This is a genomic window from Micromonospora sp. NPDC003197, assembly GCF_053590565.1.
In genome coordinates this window covers 109,000-126,637 of sequence record NZ_JBSFTE010000009.1, presented here as the reverse complement: position 1 = coordinate 126,637, position 17,638 = coordinate 109,000, and the positions used below count along the sequence as shown (strand labels likewise).

Annotated in this window: 15 protein-coding genes and 1 pseudogene; 10 read left to right on the top strand and 6 right to left on the bottom strand. The window is 68.7% G+C overall.

Going from position 1 to position 17,638, the window contains the following annotated elements; translation table 11 throughout:
* Positions 1-51: 51 nt before the first annotated feature.
* The 3 genes from ACWDV4_RS12620 (at position 52) to ACWDV4_RS12610 (ending at position 2,451) form a co-directional block, all read left to right on the top strand.
* Positions 52-504, top strand: coding sequence for a carboxymuconolactone decarboxylase family protein (locus ACWDV4_RS12620; protein WP_449977505.1), 453 nt, complete (start codon positions 52-54; stop codon positions 502-504).
* Positions 505-609: 105 nt separating this feature from the next.
* Positions 610-1,830: an MFS transporter gene (locus tag ACWDV4_RS12615; protein ID WP_449977503.1), complete on the top strand. Its 1,221-nt coding sequence runs from the start codon at positions 610-612 to the stop codon at positions 1,828-1,830.
* Positions 1,831-1,866: 36 nt separating this feature from the next.
* Positions 1,867-2,451: an anthrone oxygenase family protein gene (locus ACWDV4_RS12610; RefSeq protein ID WP_449977500.1), complete on the top strand. Its 585-nt coding sequence runs from the start codon at positions 1,867-1,869 to the stop codon at positions 2,449-2,451.
* Here ACWDV4_RS12610 and ACWDV4_RS12605 read toward each other — a convergent pair.
* Positions 2,416-3,351, bottom strand: a complete 936-nt coding sequence (locus ACWDV4_RS12605; RefSeq protein ID WP_449977497.1) for a hypothetical protein — start codon at positions 3,349-3,351, stop codon at positions 2,416-2,418. The genes ACWDV4_RS12610 and ACWDV4_RS12605 overlap by 36 nt on opposite strands.
* Positions 3,352-3,425: 74 nt before the next feature.
* On the bottom strand, positions 3,426-3,839 hold the full coding sequence (locus ACWDV4_RS12600) for a hypothetical protein (RefSeq protein WP_449977495.1): 414 nt from the start codon (positions 3,837-3,839) through the stop codon (positions 3,426-3,428).
* A gap of 227 nt (positions 3,840-4,066) precedes the next feature.
* On the opposite strand from ACWDV4_RS12600, the gene ACWDV4_RS12595 reads away from it, so the two are divergent.
* Positions 4,067-5,050 carry a helix-turn-helix domain-containing protein gene (locus ACWDV4_RS12595; RefSeq protein ID WP_449977492.1) on the top strand — a complete coding sequence of 328 codons (984 nt, stop codon included), beginning with the start codon at positions 4,067-4,069 and terminating at the stop codon, positions 5,048-5,050.
* 7 nt (positions 5,051-5,057) lie between these two features.
* On the opposite strand, the pseudogene ACWDV4_RS12590 reads toward ACWDV4_RS12595, so the two are convergent.
* Positions 5,058-6,723, bottom strand: a pseudogene (locus tag ACWDV4_RS12590) (hypothetical protein).
* Positions 6,724-6,823: 100 nt separating this feature from the next.
* On the opposite strand from ACWDV4_RS12590, the gene ACWDV4_RS12585 reads away from it, so the two are divergent.
* Positions 6,824-7,867: an App1 family protein gene (locus ACWDV4_RS12585; RefSeq protein ID WP_449977489.1), complete on the top strand. Its 1,044-nt coding sequence runs from the start codon at positions 6,824-6,826 to the stop codon at positions 7,865-7,867.
* On the opposite strand, the gene ACWDV4_RS12580 is transcribed toward ACWDV4_RS12585, so the two are convergent.
* Positions 7,864-8,481 carry a DUF1707 SHOCT-like domain-containing protein gene (locus ACWDV4_RS12580; RefSeq protein WP_449977486.1) on the bottom strand — a complete coding sequence of 206 codons (618 nt, stop codon included), beginning with the start codon at positions 8,479-8,481 and terminating at the stop codon, positions 7,864-7,866. The two genes, ACWDV4_RS12585 and ACWDV4_RS12580, sit on opposite strands and share 4 nt — an antisense overlap.
* Positions 8,482-8,630: 149 nt before the next feature.
* On the opposite strand from ACWDV4_RS12580, the gene pgm reads away from it, so the two are divergent.
* Entirely contained in the window at positions 8,631-10,277 is a 1,647-nt protein-coding gene (gene pgm / locus ACWDV4_RS12575; RefSeq protein ID WP_449977483.1) for a phosphoglucomutase (alpha-D-glucose-1,6-bisphosphate-dependent), read from the top strand.
* Positions 10,278-10,312: 35 nt separating this feature from the next.
* Here pgm and ACWDV4_RS12570 read toward each other — a convergent pair whose 3' ends face one another.
* The gene (locus ACWDV4_RS12570) at positions 10,313-10,801 is read right to left on the bottom strand and encodes an N-acetyltransferase family protein (protein ID WP_449977481.1); all 489 of its coding nucleotides are present in this window, start codon (positions 10,799-10,801) and stop codon (positions 10,313-10,315) included.
* Between the two features lie 172 nt (positions 10,802-10,973).
* Positions 10,974-14,087 carry a M14 family zinc carboxypeptidase gene (locus ACWDV4_RS12565; protein WP_449977479.1) on the bottom strand — a complete coding sequence of 1,038 codons (3,114 nt, stop codon included), beginning with the start codon at positions 14,085-14,087 and terminating at the stop codon, positions 10,974-10,976.
* A 294-nt stretch (positions 14,088-14,381) separates the two neighbouring features.
* Here ACWDV4_RS12565 and ACWDV4_RS12560 point away from each other — a divergent pair, with 294 nt between their 5' ends.
* From ACWDV4_RS12560 to ACWDV4_RS12545, 4 genes are all read left to right on the top strand, one after another.
* Positions 14,382-15,359, top strand: a complete 978-nt coding sequence (locus tag ACWDV4_RS12560) for an NAD-dependent epimerase/dehydratase family protein (protein ID WP_449977476.1) — start codon at positions 14,382-14,384, stop codon at positions 15,357-15,359.
* An 86-nt stretch (positions 15,360-15,445) separates the two neighbouring features.
* Positions 15,446-15,568 (top strand): hypothetical protein, encoded by a 123-nt coding sequence (locus ACWDV4_RS12555; RefSeq protein ID WP_449977473.1) that lies wholly within the window; start codon positions 15,446-15,448, stop codon positions 15,566-15,568.
* Positions 15,565-16,575 carry an NAD-dependent epimerase/dehydratase family protein gene (locus ACWDV4_RS12550; RefSeq protein ID WP_449977471.1) on the top strand — a complete coding sequence of 337 codons (1,011 nt, stop codon included), beginning with the start codon at positions 15,565-15,567 and terminating at the stop codon, positions 16,573-16,575. The genes ACWDV4_RS12555 and ACWDV4_RS12550 overlap by 4 nt, the downstream gene beginning before the upstream one ends.
* Positions 16,576-16,690: 115 nt before the next feature.
* Positions 16,691-17,629 carry an FkbM family methyltransferase gene (locus ACWDV4_RS12545; protein ID WP_449977470.1) on the top strand — a complete coding sequence of 313 codons (939 nt, stop codon included), beginning with the start codon at positions 16,691-16,693 and terminating at the stop codon, positions 17,627-17,629.
* The last annotated feature ends 9 nt before the right edge of the window (positions 17,630-17,638 follow it).

The following is a 17,638-nucleotide window of genomic DNA, read 5'->3' as shown; positions in this document are numbered from 1 at the left end:
ACATGAGAATGCACCATACCCTCGGGGCAATCGGCTCCTAGGGTTTCTGACGTGACAGCAGTTCAGATTCCCCAGCGGATGAATTTCACCACCGTCGCCCCCAAGGTCTACAAGGCCGTGCTCGCCCTCGACACAGCGGCCCGCCAGGGCCTCGACCCGGTCCTGCTCGAACTCGTGCAGATCCGCGCCTCACAGATCAACCGGTGCGCGTACTGCATCGACTACCACACCGGTGACGCTCGCCGGGCCGGCGAGAGCGAGGACCGGATCTACCAGCTCAGCGCCTGGGAGGAGGCCAGCCTCTACACCGCCAAGGAGCGCGCCGCGCTCGCCCTGACCGAGGCCGCCACGAGGCTGCCCGATGGGGTTCCGGACGACGTGTACGACGAGGCCGCCAAGCACTTCGAAGAGTCGGAGCTGGCCCAGCTCATCGCGCTGATCTTCACGGTCAACGTCTGGAACCGCATGAACGTGACCACCCGCAAGACCCCGGGCACCGAGTAGCCCAACTGTCCACTCGCACACCGTGGGGCGGTGTCGGCCATACCGGCCGGGCACCGCCCCACGCCATGTCCACCCGTAGCTCGTACCGAAAGAACGGCTGATGCCATGACCGCCGTCGCGCCCCACCCACCCGCCGTAGGCGAACGCTCCCCTGTGAAGGGCTGGCTCGCCGTCCTCGCCGTGACGCTCGGCATCTTCTCCCTGATGACCTCCGAACTGTTGCCGGTAGGTCTGCTCACCCCGGTCGGCACCGACCTCGACGTCTCCGACGGCACCGCCGGGCTCATGGTGACCGTGCCCGGCCTGGTCGCCGCGGCTTCGGCACCGCTGGTAACGGTGGCCACCGGCCGGGTGGACCGTCGACTCGTACTGATCGGGCTGGTCGGGCTGGTCGGATTGGCGAACCTCGCCGCCGCCTTCGCCACCAGTTTCACCCTCGTTCTTGCCACCCGCTTCCTGATCGGGATCAGCGTGGGCGGCTTCTGGTCGATCGCGGGTGGCATCGCGATGCGGCTGGTGCCAGAACGGCACGTCCCGCGAGCCACCGCCCTGATCTTCGGCGGCGTCGAGACGGCATCCGTACTCGGGGTGCCGACCGGCACGTTCGTCGGCGATCTCAGTGGCTGGCGTACCGCGTTCGCAGCAGTCGGTCTGCTGGGTCTGGTCGCCCTGCTGTGCCTGGTCTTCCTGCTGCCAGGTCTTCCGCCGGAGCGCACCCTCACGCTCGCCGACCTGCCAAGGGTGTTCCGGGCAAACGCCGCCCTACGGGCGGGTATCGCCATGACGTTCCTGATCATCACGGGTCACTTCATCGCGTACACCTTCGTCCGTCCGATCCTGCACGGTCGAGGCGTCGAGGACAGCCGTACGAGTCTGTTGTTGCTGGTCTTTGGCGTGGCCGGGATCTGCGGCAACTTCATCGCCGGCGCGCTCGCCGCCAGACACCTGCGGCGGACCGTCATCGGTATCGGCCTCGTCATGACGGTAGCCATGGCCCTGCTCGCCCTGACCACCGAAAGTATGGTCGTCGCGGTCGGTTCGCTCGTTGTCTGGGGAGTGGGCTACGGCGCGGTCCCGGTGACCCTGCAGACCTGGATTCTCCGTGCGGCACCCGAGAGCACGGAGGCCGCATCCTCCCTGTACGTCTCCATGTTCAACCTGTCCATCGCGCTCGGCGCGCTGCTCGGTGGCCTGGCGGTCGACACGCTTTCCCCGACGAGCGTGCTGTGGATCGGCTGTGGGCTACTGCTGCCCACCCTGCTTCTGGCCAAGCGTCAACCAGCATTCGGTATTGCCGGAAATTTTTTCAAATGTCAGGATTACTGACAGTTAGCTCGTGCCGTCGCTGTCGGAGGTGGACGGATGCACCGGATTTCGTTGCCGATCGTTCGGGCGGCCGGAACGTTACTGCTCGGCCTCTTCACCGGCGGGATGTTCTGTCTCCTGCTCGCGCCATCCGTGCGCGAACTGCCCGCCCCCGCCTACATCCACTACTGGCAGGCCCTCAACACCGACTACCCCCGCAACATGCCTCCGCTGCTGCTCACCTGTCTGGCGCTGCTCCTGCTGTCCGGGGTGTTGTCGTACCGCCGGGGGTGGTGGGTGTTCGGGTTGACCGGGGGCGCCGCACTGTTGGTGGCGGCCACCGTCGTGCTCACTGTCGCCGTGTTGGAGCCGATCAACCACGTCGTGGACACCTGGTCGCCCGACGCGCCACCCGCCGACTGGGCGGAACTGCGGGACCGGTGGTGGCGGCTGCACACCGTACGCACCGCGCTGGTGTTGGTGGCCTTCGCCGGGATGCTCGCCGTCCAGGTGATCGACCGCCCCCGCCCCGCTTTGCGGTTAGGAAGGGCCCCTTCCTATACAGAAAGCGATAAGAAGGGGCCCTTCCTTACACAGCGGCGGAGGTCAGCGGAGACGGGTGGCCATCTCCTCGATCCGTGAGGTGACCTCGTGGACCTCGGACTCGTATGTGGTGAGCAGGGTCCGCAGCACGCCGAGGCGGTGGGCCACGTAGCTGTCGGCGTACCCGATGTCGCGGGCGCACCGGGCGGTGGCGACCGCGAGCGCGCTCTCCTGCGGCGTTGGCAGATAGGTGCGTTCGGGGACCGGGGGGAGGACCTCCACAGTGCCCGGGATCTTGCGGGGCGCAGTCGGCTCCGGGCCGGTGTGTCGGCCGGTTGGCCGGCCGACCCCATAGGAGTCGAGGCTGCGCTGCTGGCCGCTGGCACCGTGGAAGCCGTGCCGGTCGAGACAGTCGAGCAGTGGAGCCGTCATCCGGTCGAAGTCGGCCGCCGCCGGTCCGTCCAGGCTGGCCCGGGTCGTCTCGACGTTGATCTTGTTGATCAGGTCGTACGCCCGGCTGCGTAACCGGGGGAACTCCGGGTCGATCGTCTGCGCAGCCCTGTTCCCGCACTGGTCGAAGGCGCGGTCGAAGGCGGGGTCGGAGCTGATGATGTGCGCCGACTGTGCCGGTTCGTTCCAGCCGAACCCGAATCGTCGAGCGTCGTCCTCGCTGCGGGCGGCGAAATCAGGGGCGGTGACGTTAAGGTCGGCGAACGGGTCGGGCTGCTCCGGATTGTCGAGCTTGCTCAACTGGTGGAACCCACGCTTCGCCAGGCAGCCGGCACGTAGCCGGCCCTGGGTGCGTTCCAGCATGACGAGTTTGTCGGTCCGGAACACCTCCACGGCGATGCGATCGGCGGGAACGTCGAGGTAACGGCCAGTGGTGGGGCGGCGGTCCGGGGCGCAGCCGGCGGTGAGCGCCACCGCGCCGACGAGGCTCAGCACGACCGCGCCGACAGTGCCGAGGACGCCCGGCAAACGGACCGGAATCCGGGTCATGGAACGGTTCTCCTTTCCGCTCCCGGGTGGGGCGACGCCCCGAGCCGTTGCCCCACCCGGTGTGATGAGCGTGATCAGACGCAGCCGGGGGCACCCACGCGCTCGTGTCGGTCGTTGCGGTTGTTGACCAAGCTCAGGAAGTACCGCTTCCCGTCGTTCGGGATGTACACCCAGGTCCAGAGCCCGTTGCCGAGGTTGCCCACCCGGACCTGGCAGTCCGTGTCGCGGTTGGTCACGTCGCGGGCGTTGTCCTGGACGGGCAGGCTGGAGACCGAGGTGCCGTCCATGAAGTTGTTCCCGCCGTGGTTGCCGGTGTACCAGAACTGCTTCTGGAAGCGGGTCCCGGTGTCCCACCAGAAGCAGATCTCCCCCCGGCTGCATCCGGGCTGGTTGTTCCCGTTGTCGGCGCTGGCCGGGCTCATCGGGAGCACCGCCAGCGTCGTTGCGGCTCCGAGCAGCAACGTGGCTGCCTTGGTCAGGGAGCGCATGTCTTTCCCCCTTGGATCGTCGGCCGACCTGGTTGTCGTGCCGTACGCCAAACAGAATTGCCCCGGGGAAAAGGCTGTTGCCACGGGTTTCGGCGGTGCTCGAAACCCTCGAGTAAACGACGTGATCAATTAATTGAGTGACGGAAATGCGTCAGGTTAATCGGTTGCCGGGGGCCGCGCAGGGCCAGCAGTGTTTGTGGGGATGTTGGCGAACACGGGGAGTCAGCATGATACGAATCTTCTTCACTGATCAGGATCTTGCCCGGTTCCGGATAGCGACTGAACCAAGTCCGATGTGGGAGATCCTGCTCAGTCTGCATTTGTTACAGATCAGAACGCACTCACCGATCTTCCGACATTGGCGGGACCAGACTCGTCAGCGGCTGTCCCGGTCGATGCGACCATTGTTCGAGTTGGCCCCGGCTCACGGTTATTCGCCAGACTTCCTGACCCCGTCGATCAGCGGTAGCAGCCTGGAAGCCGAGCTGGACGCGTTGACCGCCACCTCGCGCACCCGGCTCCGCGCAGACCTGGGGCAGCTGGCCGGATATCAGCAGGTCACAAGCTGGATGCGGGAACTCGCTGATGGTCGGGCAGCCAGCCTCGGGGTGCTCGCCGATGCGACCCGCCGCTACCATCAGGTAGCCATCGCGCCGTACTGGACCCGGATCCGGGCTGGCATCGACGCCGAGCGGGCCGCCCATGCTCGCCTGCTGGCCGACACCGGCTTCGAAGGGCTGATGGCCGCGATCCACCCCGACATCTGGTGGCGGCCACCCGTGTTGGAACTGCACGGCTTCACCAGCACCCGGGACATCCACCTCGACGGTCGAGGCCTGCACCTGCTGCCGTCGTACTTCTGTTGGCAGCAGCCCACCCTGCTGCGGGATCCGGACCTTCCGCCGGTCCTGGTCTATCCGATCGAGCGTGGCACCACGGGGCTCGGACTGGCCGGCCCGGCTGCCCGGTCGGACCGGAAAGCGCTGGTCGCGTTGCTCGGCCGGACCCGGGCGGCGGTGCTGGAGGCGGTCGACACCGGCTGCACCACGACCGAACTGGCCCGCCGGGTCGGGGTGTCCCCGGCCACTGCCAGTCAGCACGCCACCGTGCTCCGGGAGGCCGGCCTGATCACCACACGCCGACTCGGGGGCTCCGTGCTACACAGTCTGCACCCGCTCGGGGCCACCATCCTCACCGAACAGCGACAGTGATCAGACCTCAGCCGGGCGGGCGTACGGTCACCGCGGGCTGGTAGATCCGGTAGTCGGCCACCTCGGTCACCCGTGCCGGGACGCCGATCCGCTCGAGGTACGCCCGGAAGGCAGTATCGGCGGGCTCATCCGCCTCGAAGACGTACGCCGGTGCGGAGGCCGCGTCCACCTGTGCCGCGTAGCGTGGATACCGGTTCTGGCCGGCGCTCAGGTCCGCGCCGACTACCGAGCAGATCACCTGCTCGCGACTGTTGAAGATGAGCCGGTTGCAGGTCCAGTATTCGCCGTAGGTGTAGCGGATACCGGCGCGCTGCACGGCAGCAGCCAGCTCCCGGGCGCCCCGTTCCTCGTCCCGGATGGCGTCGATGTCGCGGACGAACACCGCCGTGGTGTAGATCATCAGCACGGTGACCCAGGCCAGGACCAGGGTGGCCAGCGCCCCGACCGGTCGCCAGAGCCCGCTCCGCCAGGTCTGTCGGGTCGCCGCGTGCTGCCAGGTCTGCCGGGCGGCCAGCCAGAGTGGCCACAGTATTGCCGGCAGTGAGATCTGGAGCACCGACAGGTAGCGGGCGGTCGCCAGCGGTGCGGTGGCGGCCAGCGCGTTGCGGGCATAGCTGAGCACGGTCAGGGCCGCGCCGAGCAGCAGGGCGAGCTGTGCCACGTACCGGATCCGGTCACCGCCCGCGCGTCGCAGCCCGAGCACCGCCAGTACGGCCGCACCGAGCAGCAGCGCCAGATAGAGCGGTCCCCACCAGGACTGCCACGGTGCACACCCGGTCGACGGGCACAGCCCGGTGGCCAGTGGTAGGCCGGTGAGTATCGCGCCGCGCAGCCGTTCCGACAGCGTCGCCGGTTCGCTCTCGCCGTTGCTGAGCTCTCGGAGTACGGAGAGCGAGTCCTGCCCGGGCGGGGCGGTCAGGTTGTCCACGATCAACGGGAGGAGGCCGAGCACGAATCCGCCGACCAGCAGCACCCCGGACCAGCCGAGCAGCTCCCGCCAGGACCCGATCAGCAGTACCAGCCCGACCACGGCGAGGTACGGCAGCACCAGCCAGTCGTTCCACAGCGCGAGCCCGGCGACGAGCCCGAAGACGACGCAGGCCAGCCGACGGTGGCCTAACCGGCGCTGCCCGAGGGCCACTGCGAGCAGCAGGAGCAGTACGACGGCGGGCTTGATCTCCGGTCGCCCGCCGACAGCGGTGAGTTGGTCTCGGACCACCCGCTCGGAGCCGAGGGCGAGCAGGCCCACCGTGAAGGTGGCCAGCCAGGGGGAGTAGAGCCGTCGGGTGAGCAGGTACATCAGGAGGACGAAGGCCGCGTAGAGGAGGAGCAGCGGGACCCGTAGCAGCGGCCAACTCGGTGCGAAGAACAGGAACAGCGGGGCGGCGAGGTAGGACTCGAAGGTCCCCATGTAGTGCTGCCCGTACAGGAAGACCGGCCAGCCCCGGCCGGCGGCGATGTGCATGGCGACCAGGCCGAAGGTGGCCTCGTCGCTGTTCGAGCCGGGAACGCTGAGCAGCAACAGGACCAGTCGGTAACCGAGGCCGGCCAGGCCGAGGGCGAGCGCCACCCAGGCTGGGCGGTCGAGCCGGAGCCGGGCCCGCCGCCTGTCGTGTTGCGCTGCCACCGACACGACCAACGCCCCCGTCGTCGTCCCGTCCGGAGTCTCGCACGAAGTGCGGGGAAAATGCCCGGGTTTGACAAAGATTGCGGCGGCGGGGAAACGGGTTGGCGGCGTAAGGTGTGTCGGCGGCGTATGGCAGGGTGGCAGCCGTGTCCCCAACTTCCCCCAATGAGGTGGCCATACCCCAGCTGCACCGGGCGGCACGGATAGAGGACGCGGTCCATCACTTCGTTGCCCGCAGGCTGCGGCGGGGCGGCTGGGACGTGACGATGATCGCCTATCCCGGCTACGGTGCACCCGGTTGGGTACGGGTGATGGGCCGGGTGCTGCTTGGCCGGTTGGCCCGCCGTCCCCGCCGTCGGCCCGCCAAACTACGCGGCTGGCGTAGCTTCGCCACCCTCCCCGCCAAGGGGGCGCCGGTGATCATCGAGGCCGGCGATGTGCGGCACGAGACACAGGCCGACCGCAGCGGCTTCATCGACGTCGTGGTGCCCGCCGACCTGCCACCCGGCTGGGGAACCGTCCGGTTGACCAGCCCGGACGCGGAGCCGGTCGAGGCCCCGGTACGGATCGTCGACCCGGCGGTACGCTTCGGCATCCTGTCGGACATCGACGACACGGTCATGGTCACCACGCTGCCCCGACCACTGCTCGCCGCATGGAACACCTTCGTGCTCGACGAGCACGCCCGAGCAGCCGTACCGGGGATGGCGGTGCTCTACGAGCGGCTGGTCAACGCGTACCCGGGTGCACCGGTTCTCTACCTCTCCACCGGGGCCTTCAACGTGGCCCCCGCGTTGACCCGGTTCCTGTCCCGCCATCTCTATCCAGCCGGGCCGCTGCTGCTCACCGACTGGGGGCCGACCGCCGACCGGTGGTTCCGCAGCGGCCGGGCGCACAAACGAGCCATGCTGATCCGGCTGGCCAAGGAGTTCCCCAACATCCGGTGGCTGCTGGTCGGTGACGACGGCCAACACGACCAGGAGATCTACGCCGAGTTCGCTGCCGCATACCCGGACAACGTGGCCGCCGTGGCGATTCGGCGGCTCTCGCCCACCCAGGCGGTGCTGGCCGGCCATCTGCCGGCACCGGGAGGCGGCGCCCGCTCCACCGGACCAGAAGGGCAGAAAGTCCTGTCCGCGCCCGACGGTGCCGGCCTCTGGCACCTGCTCCGGGAGGCGGACCTCGCCTAGCCGATGTCGTTGAGGAGCTGCTTCAACCAGGGCTTTTTCGGCGGGCGCACAGTCACGTCACCAAAGACCACCCGGGTGCGTATCTCAACCACCGGTGCGCCTGGTCGGACCGGCTCCCGCATCTTGGACGTCTTCGAACCGAAGATCGCGCTGCCGGTGAGCCGGACGTCGGTCCCCTCCGGTACGACCACGGTCAGGTCACCGAAGACCGTGGTCGCCTCGATCACCGTCACCGACTGCTGGAGTTCCGCCTCGTGCAGGTCGACCCGGCAGGAGCCGAAGACCGACAGGGTCCGCAGCAGCGCCGGCACCCGCCAGCGGCCCTTGCGGGTCTCCTCCCCGAAGATGGCCGTCAACTTTTCCACCGGCTCCGCTGGGCTGATGCTGGTGGGCTGGACGACGGCCGGGCCGGCGGCGGTAACCGGCAGGTCGTGGGTGAGCCGGGCCAGTTCGCCCCGGGTACGCGCCGCATGCGCCAGGGTGACCCGGTCTTCGTACTCGTCCAGGGTCAGCCGGCCCTCGCCGGTGGCGGTACCGAGCAACTCGATGATCTGCTCTCGTTCCCGGTCGGACACCCGGATGCGGTCGTCATCGTCACGCGGTTCCAGCTGCACGCCCGCGAATTCTACGCACCGAGTAACCACTCGGCCGACCGGTGTGTCCGTCGATCCAGGTTCGGGCGACGGGGAGCTGGGGCATTATCGATCAACAAGTCCTGTACCCCACACGATGAGTGCGCCGAACCCGCCCTAGGAGGCTGTCGATGTCGATCCACGCCCGTGCCGGTCAGCCCGCCGAGTCGCAGGACCTGGTCGACGTGCCGCACCTCGTCACCGCCTACTACACCGAGCAACCCGATCCGGCCGACCCGGCACAGCAGGTCTCCTTCGGCACCTCGGGGCATCGCGGGTCGAGTCTGCGAGGTGCCTTCAACGAGCACCACATTCTCGCCGTCACCCAGGCGCTCTGCGACTACCGCGAGGCGAACGGCATCGACGGTCCGCTGTTCCTGGGGCGGGACACCCATGCGCTCTCCGAACCGGCGATGGTCAGCGCGTTGGAGGTACTGGCGGCCAACGGGGTGAATGTGTTGCTCGACAGCCGGGACGGCTACACCCCGACCCCGGCGGTGTCGCACGCGATCCTGGCCCACAACCGGGGCCGCAGCGGCGGGCTCGCCGACGGGGTGGTGATCACCCCGTCGCACAACCCGCCGGCCGATGGCGGGTTCAAGTACAACCCGACCAACGGCGGACCGGCCGACGGTGACGTGACCCGGTGGATCCAGGACCGGGCCAACGAACTGCTGACCGCCGGCCTGACCGGGGTACGCCGAATCCCGTACGCCCGGGCTCGGAGCGCCGACACCACCGGCCGGTACGACTTCCTCGCCAGCTACGTCGACGACCTGCCCTCGGTGGTGGACCTCGGGGCGATCCGGTCGGCGAGGGTGCGCATCGGAGCCGACCCGCTGGGCGGGGCGAGCGTGGCCTACTGGGGGGAGATCGCCGAACGGCACGGGCTGGAGTTGACCGTGGTCAACCCGACGGTCGACCCGACCTGGCGGTTCATGACCCTGGACTCGGACGGGAAGATCCGGATGGACTGTTCGTCGCCGAACGCGATGGCGTCGCTGATCGCTGCCCGCTCCGACTACCAGGTGGCGACCGGCAACGACGCGGACGCCGACCGGCACGGCATCGTCACCCCCGACGCCGGTCTGATGAACCCCAACCACTACCTGGCGGTGGCCATCTCCTACCTCTACCGCAATCGGCCAGCCTGGTCACCGGAGGCGGCGGTCGGCAAGACCCTGGTGTCGTCGTCCATGATCGACCGGGTGGCCGCCGACCTCGGTCGTCCCCTGGTCGAGGTGCCGGTGGGCTTCAAGTGGTTCGTCCCCGGACTGCTCGACGGGACGATCGGATTCGGTGGTGAGGAGAGCGCCGGGGCGTCGTTCCTGCGACAGGACGGCACCACCTGGACCACCGACAAGGACGGGCTGCTGCTCTGCCTGCTCGCCGCCGAGATCATCGCCAGCACCGGTCGGTCGCCGAGCGAGCACTACGCCGACCTGGTCGCGCACTTCGGCGAGCCGGTGTACGCCCGGGTGGACGCCCCGGCCAGCCGACCGGAGAAGGCGGCACTGGGCAAGCTCTCCCCGGACCAGGTCACCGCCACGAGCCTGGCCGGGGAGCCGATCACCGCCAAGCTGACCTCGGCACCCGGCAACGGTGCGTCGATCGGTGGGCTGAAGGTGTGCACCGACTCGGGCTGGTTCGCCGCCCGGCCTTCGGGCACTGAGGACGTCTACAAGATCTACGCCGAGTCGTTCCAGGGACCGGAGCACCTGGCCCGGATCCAGCAGGAGGCCCGTGATCTGGTGACCGTGGTCTTGCAGAACGCCTGACGTGTCTTCCGTGCCTTCCCGGATCGGGCCCGGACTCAGGCGGTGCCGGTCGGGGTGAGGGGCTTGGCCATCTGCTGTGCGGTGACCTCGAAGCCGAGGCTCTCGTAGAGGCGGATCGCCACCGTGTTGCTCCCGAACACGTTGAGGCCGATCTTGGTGTAGCCATGGTTGCCGAGTTCGCGTTCGACGGCCTCGAGTATGGCCCGGCCGTACCCCTTGCTCCGGTGTTCCTCATTGACCTCGATGTTGTAGATCCAGGCCTGTTCGGGAAGGTCCGGCTTGATGGTGGGGCCGACCCAGAGCCAGCCGACGGACTGACCATCGGCTTCGGCCATGAAGAGCAGCATTCCGGGGGTGTCGATACCCTGCGGGAGGAAGCCGGTGTTCTGCCGTACCGACTCCTCGTGGGCCTCCACGGCCGACACCCGGCCCGACTCCCGTAGGTCGTCGGCGTACCGGTCGATCAGTACGGTGTTCCGTTCGGCGAATTCCTGCTCGGTCATCGGACGCAGCACGACGGTCATGAATGATCCTCCCCAGGGTTTCCGGCGATGCTACTGGGGACGACGGCATCCGTGCTGCTTGGTTTTGTGGTGCGGGGCGGTCGGCTGTGGTGCGCCGACCGCCCCGCCGTTCGTTATCGCTGCCAGAGCTGGTTACTGGCTCTCCCGCCAGGACCGGTTACTGGCTCTCTCGCTACGGCCGATTCCGGCTGGTGCCCAGCAGATGCCGCATCGACCGGGCCACCAGGTCGTCGCGGGCCGCCGGGGCGAGGCCCTCCAGACCGAAACCGAGGTAGACGGTGTCCGGGGTGAGCACCGCCGCCCCCTCCTCGAACGCCTGCTGACTGCGTGACCAGTCGTTGGCACCGGTCGGGGAACCGGCCGGCGGTCCGGCCACCGTCCAGCCACCCAGATCGGTCTCGAACGAGGTCTCCGCCACCGTGGTACCACCCACGACCACCCGTACGTCGTCGAGGAAGAGGCCCAGGCCCTGGGTGCTCCAGTCCGTCACGTACGTGATGGAGACCTCGACCTGCTTGCCGGCGTACGCCGACAGGTCGACCGACCAGTCCTGCCAGCCGCTCGACGGGCCGGTGGCGGCGTGCCACGCACCCGTCGTGCCGCTGGGGGAGCAGTCCGGGCCCTGGTAGTGGGCGAGGAACGGGTGCAGCCGGTTGACCCAGCCCGAGCGGCAGCTCTCCCCGGTTTCGGTGCCGGTGTGCCCGTTCGCGTCCGGCAACGTCGTCCAGTTGTCGGTGCCCACCTCACGCGCCTCGACGATCATGAAGTCCCAGTTGCGCTCGATGTCGTACGACGCGGCGAACTGCAATGCGCCGCTGCTCGCCCCGGTCAGGTCCACGTTTCGGGACAACCGCTTGTACGACTGGTCGGACTGCCCACTGAACAGATACCAGTCACCGGTGCGCGGGTCGAACGGTGCCGCGCCGGGGCGTACCCAACCCAGCGCCGGGGCGCTGGTGAACTGCGGGAAGTCCGCCGGGGGCAGGAACCCGGAGGTGGTTAGGAACGACGCGGTGTGGTCCTGGTTGCCGGCCGATCCGGGGGCGTTCAGCGTGCCGGTGAAGCCGTCGAATCTCCCATTCTCGCCGCGCACCGGGTACGCCGTACCGTCCGGTGCGGTGCCGCCGCCGCTGACATAGGTGTACGCACCCAGGTAGTACTGCTGGAAGTCGTTCAGGATCGGCAGACAGGCCGGGTCGTCGGCCGAGGTGCATTCCGGCGGGGCGTCCGGATGGTAGGTGTAGGCCCCGTCCGCCGACTGAGCGAGCAGCGCGTTCTTGCCACTGACCAGGAGCTTGCCGCCCTCGTTGAGATAGTCCCGGACGGCCAGTTCGACATCCAGCGCCGCCTTGGCCGTGGTGCCGGGCACCTGGCCGGGGGAGCGCAGGATGGTGTCGTCGCCGGTCTCCCAGACCACCGCCCGGTAGTGCGACAACACGCCGAGCGGATGCGGTGCCTTCCGGCCCATCGTGTCGAAGTCGTAGACGTCGCTGGTCCGCCCGGCGGCGGTCAGCGAGGCGGTGATCTCGTCGGCGTACTTCGCGGTGGTCCCGGTCTGCACCGGGCTCAACCCGGTGACGTCCTCGACGGCGAGCACCAGCACCTCACCACCGATATCGGTGTGCACCCGGTAGCTGAAGTGTTCGCTTGCCACCACCCCCGACCGTGCCTTGGTGCCGGTGAACCACACCTCGACCCGGTCACCCGGTCGGGCACCGGTGACCTTTCCGCGCAGCTCGGCGAAGTAGTCGCTGTGCGTGTCCCCGTACCGTTCGCCACCGCGCCACTGCTTGACCGAGACGGTCTTCGGACGGCCGCCGTTGATCGTGTAGTGCATCCGTACGTTCTTCAGCGACTTACGCGCGATAGTGGCGACCTGCTGGGTCGCGCCGTACGACACGTCGAAGGCGTCCACCACGAAGTCGGGGGTGCTACGCCCGACCACCGACACCGGGTTCGCCGGGTCGGCCGCCGACTTCGCCACCGACAGCGCGAACGGGAGGTTCTTGGCCACCTCAGCGGAGATCAGCTTCTCGTCGTCGGGGAAGATGAAACCGCTGACGCAGTCCTCCGGGTGCCACTGGTCGTTGGGGTCCGAGGCCGAGGCCGACTCGCAGGTGGACATCTCCGGGGTGAAGCCGAGCGTGCCGTACCGGACGGTGGCGTACGAGTCGGTGTCGCCGTTGGTGGTGTACAGCTCGGCGGAGAGGTCCGGGTCGTAGCCGGGGATGGCCGGGTTGGCGTCGTCACCGACCATCGCCTGGTAGATCGCGTCGTCCGGGGACGGAGTGCTGACCTGCCAGCCGATCCCGTAGAGCAGGAGTTCGGCGGCCGAGTGGTAGTTGATGAAGAACTCGAAACCAACTCGGCGCAGCAGCTTGTCCAGTGCCTTCGTCTCCGGCTCGGAGTTCGGCCCCGGTCCCCGGTAGGTCTCGCTGGCCGGGTCCGGTGAGGAACCCTCGTTGTCGTAACCCCACTGGTAGTCGAAGTTGCGGTTCAGGTCGACGCCGTCGCCGTTGGTGATCCGCCCGTCGCCGTTGTTGTCCCGCAGGTTCTTGCGCCACAACCGGTTGCCGTCGGTGAAGGTGAAGTCGTATCCGTCCGGGTTGAGCACCGGCACGAACCACAGCTCGGTGGTGTCGACCAGCCGGGTGATCGCCGGGTCGGTGCCATAGCTGTCCAGCACGTGGTGCAGCAGCCGGCGGGTCATCTCCGGCGTGATCCACTCCCGGGCATGCTGGCTGCTGGCGTAGAGCACCGCCGGGCGCTGGCCGTCCTTGACCCGGGTGGCGTTCTTGGTGACCTTGACCGCGAGGATCGGCTTGCCCTGGGTGGTGGTGCCGATGCTCTGCAGCTTGGCCAGCTTCGGGAACCGGGCCGCCGTCGCCGTCAACTCGTCGCGGATACCGCCCGGCTCGCTGTACGACCGGAACGCCGACCAGCCGGTGGCGGACTGCTCCTGTAACGTCCGGGAGGCGTCCTTGCCACGTACCTTCTTGACGGTCAGCTTGACGCCCCGATCGGCCAGCTTGGCGGCCTGCGACCCGCTGAGCACCGCCTCGACGTCGGTGTTCCCGGCAGCGTCCCGAGCACCGGTCACCCCGGTCAGGTCGACGCCGATGCCGCGTAACTCGTCGAGTTGTTTCGGGTTCAGCGAACCGACGTACACCTCCAGGCCGTCGTGGCCGCCCGGTTCGGACGGTGGTCGCGCGCCGGCCGGTGCGGTCAGCGCCATCGCGCCGACCAGAGTGAACACGCCGACGATGGCCAGCCGGGTTCTCCTCATCGCGCCCCCTTAATTGACGAATATCTGTGCCCGAGCTTCCTGTGCCAGATCGGATCCGTCAATGAGCGGGTCGTCCGGTTCTCCCTGCCCGTTACGCATGTGTGGAAGGAAGGGCCCCTTCCTAACACCCGCCACGTGTTTTGATGCTTTTTAGTCCGACTCATCTTCTTTGCGTGACTTGACGGTTATCCTGTCGTTGACCGAAGTGTCGCAACCGGACACGACGCCAAGCCGTGCGCGCGACCGCCCCGAGCGGTCGTCCGCGACCATGCCGGAGTAAGGGGTATCGAATACATGCGACTGTTGGTCACCGGCGGCGCCGGGTTCATCGGTGCCAATCTGACCCGGGCCGCCCTGGAAGACCCGTCGATCACTGACGTACGGGTCATCGACGACCTGTCCACCGGCAGCAGCGCCAACCTCACCGGCCTCGACGTCGATCTTGTCACCGGCTCCATCCTCGACGACGACGCGCTGGACCGGGCGATGGCCGGGCGGGACGCGGTGGTGCACCTCGCCGCGTTGCCCAGCGTGCCCCGCTCCATCCGGGAGCCGGTCGCGTTCCACCAGGCCAACGCCACCGGCACGCTCTGCGTGCTGGAAGCCGCCCGTCGGCACCGGCTGGACCACGTCGTGGTCGCCTCGTCGTCCTCGGTGTACGGGGCGAACCCCGCCCTGCCCAAGGACGAGCTGGCCTGGACCCGGCCGATGAGCCCGTACGCGGCCAGCAAACTGGCCACCGAGGCGTACGCCCTGGCCTACCAGTCGTCGTACGGGCTGCCCACCCTCGCGTTCCGGTTCTTCAACGTGTACGGCCCGGGGCAGCGGCACGACCACCCGTACGCCGCGGTCATCCCGAAGTTCGTGCACGCGGCGCTCCGGGGAGAACCGGTCGTCTTCCACGGCGACGGGGCGCAGACCCGCGACTTCACCTACGTGGAGACGGTGTGCGAGGTGCTGTTGGACGCCCTGCGTCGCCGGGTGCAGCACCCACAACCGGTGAACCTGGCCTTCAGCACCCGTACCAGCCTGCACACCGTCGTGGCGGAGCTGGAGCAGATCCTGGAGCGCCCGATCGAGCGCCGGAACAGCCCGCCCCGCGCCGGTGACATCCGGCATTCCGCAGCCGACGGCCAGTTGCTGTGCGAGCTCTTTCCCGGGGTGAAGGCCGCGTCCCTGACCGACGGGCTGCAGGCCACCGTGCGTTGGCTGGAAGCCCACCTCGCGGCCCAGGAGAACACCCCGGCGCAGGAGAACACCCCGGCACGGTGACCCGCCCGACCCTGCGCGGGTAGCAGACCCGATCTTGCGCTGGCCGGAGACCTGACCCCGCTCCGGCCAGCAGACAGGAGGACGAGATGCACATTCTGCCGAAACCGTTGGTGCCCATCGACCGCACCGCGGACTACGACGCGGCTAACCGCAGATTCGAGCCGCTCAAGCCGATCCTGCTGACCACTCCGATCCCGGAGCCGGTATGACCAGAGTGCTCTTGTTCGGCGCGTACGGCTTTCTCGGCGGGCACGTACGCCGGGCGCTCGCCCCGGATGCCGAACTCACCTGCCCGACCCGCGCCGAGTGTGACCTGGCCAACTCTACGGACGATGCGCTGGCGAGCCTGCTGCGCACGGTACGCCCGGACGCGGTGGTCAACTGCGCCGGCGGTGTGACCGGTGATGCTCCGACCCTGATCCGGGCCAACACCCTGGTGACCGCCCGGCTCATCGAAGCCGTCGCGGCACACGCGCCAGCCGCCCGGCTCGTCCGGCTCGGCTCGGCGGCCGAGTACGGCCCGGTGCCGCCCGGACATGCCGTCAACGAGCACGACCCGGCGACGCCGGTCGGGGTGTACGGCGTAAGCCAGCTCGCCGCCACCCGGCTGCTGGAACTCGCTATCGTCGCCGGTCGGGTCGACGGGGTGGTGCTTCGGGTGTTCAACCCGATCGGCGCAGGGCTGCCCGAGGAGAACGTGCTCGGCCGGGCGGCGCACCTGCTGCGTCGGGCAACGACCCAGCAGACGCCGCAGGTTTCGATGGGAGCGCTCGGCGCGTATCGGGACTTCATCGACGTCCGGGACGTGGCCAGCGCCGTGGCCGCCGCGCTGGCCGTTCCCACCCTGCCCGACCGGATCTACAACATCGCCAGCGGTCGGGCTGTCCCCGCCCGGACGGCGGTACGACTGCTCGCCGAGACCGCCGGATTCTCTGGTGAGATCCGGGAGGACGGTCGTGCGCCGGAGCACTCGACGGTGGTGGACTGGATGTGCGGAGACATTCGGCGCGCCGCCTCGGCGCTCGGCTGGGTCCCCACCCACGACCTCGCGGATTCGGTCAAGGCGCTCTGGTCCGGTGGTGACTTCCGGGCCGACCGGACCGGCCAACCGAGCCCCAGCCCCAGCCCGCGCCCGATGCCTGGTCCCGGTCGGCGACAGCCCCAGCCGGGACAACCCGGCGGATCGCCCCGGGCACCGCGAGACACCCGGACGTGACTGTTGAGGGAAGACGAGATGGACGACGGGCACAGGTCGACGGTCGAGTGGTTCCTCGATCCGGGCAACCTGAGCCGCTACCGGGACGACCGGGCGGTGTGAGGGGAAGACAGGCATGGGAACAACGCTCAAGGGTCGACTCCTGCACGCGCTGGACGGCCGGCTCTCCCCACACGCCGTGGCACACCTGGGCTCGGTGTACCTCTCGGCCCGGACCCGGGCCCGATGTTCGGTCCGGTACTACGCCGGACGGTGGATCCACCGGTACCCGGACAGCGTGGTGGTCAACACTCGGATCGGTGGCCTCTCGCCTGAAGGACAGGACCAGGCGGCCCAGGACGTCTTCCTCTACGACTACCAGCCGCGACCCGGGGATACCGTCATCGATGTGGGGGCCGGTGTGGGTGGCGAGGTGCGGCTCTTCTCCCGGCTGGTAGGGGAGCGCGGCCGAGTGGTGAGTATCGAGGCGCACCCGACGACGTTCGAGTGCCTACGTCGTACGGTCGAGCTGAACCGGCTGACCAATGTAACGCCGGTAGAGTGCGCCGTCGTCGGTACCCCCGGACCGGTCTACCTGGAGGACCACCCGGACCGGCACATCGATAACGGACTGACCAGCGACTCGACCAACGGCATCGCAGTGGTCGGCCGGCGGCTGGACGAAATCATGGAATCACTCGGCGTCGACCATGTCGATCTGCTGAAGATGAACATCGAGGGTGCCGAGTTGGCGGTACTCGAAGCCTCCCTCGACGTACTCAAGTCGGTGGACCACCTGACCATCTCCTGTCACGACTTCCTCGCCGAGCGAGCGAGGCTGGCGGCGGCAGCCGGTGGAGACGAGAGGGCGGCGGCAGCCGGTGGAGACGAGAGGGCGGCGGCAGCCGGTGGAGACGAGGGGGCGGACTGGCGCGGGTCCGCGCAGGACTGGCGCCGTACCTTCGGCCCGGTGACCGCGCTGCTCCGGCACGCTGGGTTCACCGTCCGTACCCGGCCACACGACAGCCGCCCCTGGGTCCGTTACTACGTCTACGCCGCTCGCCCGGACCGGTAGCCATCGCCG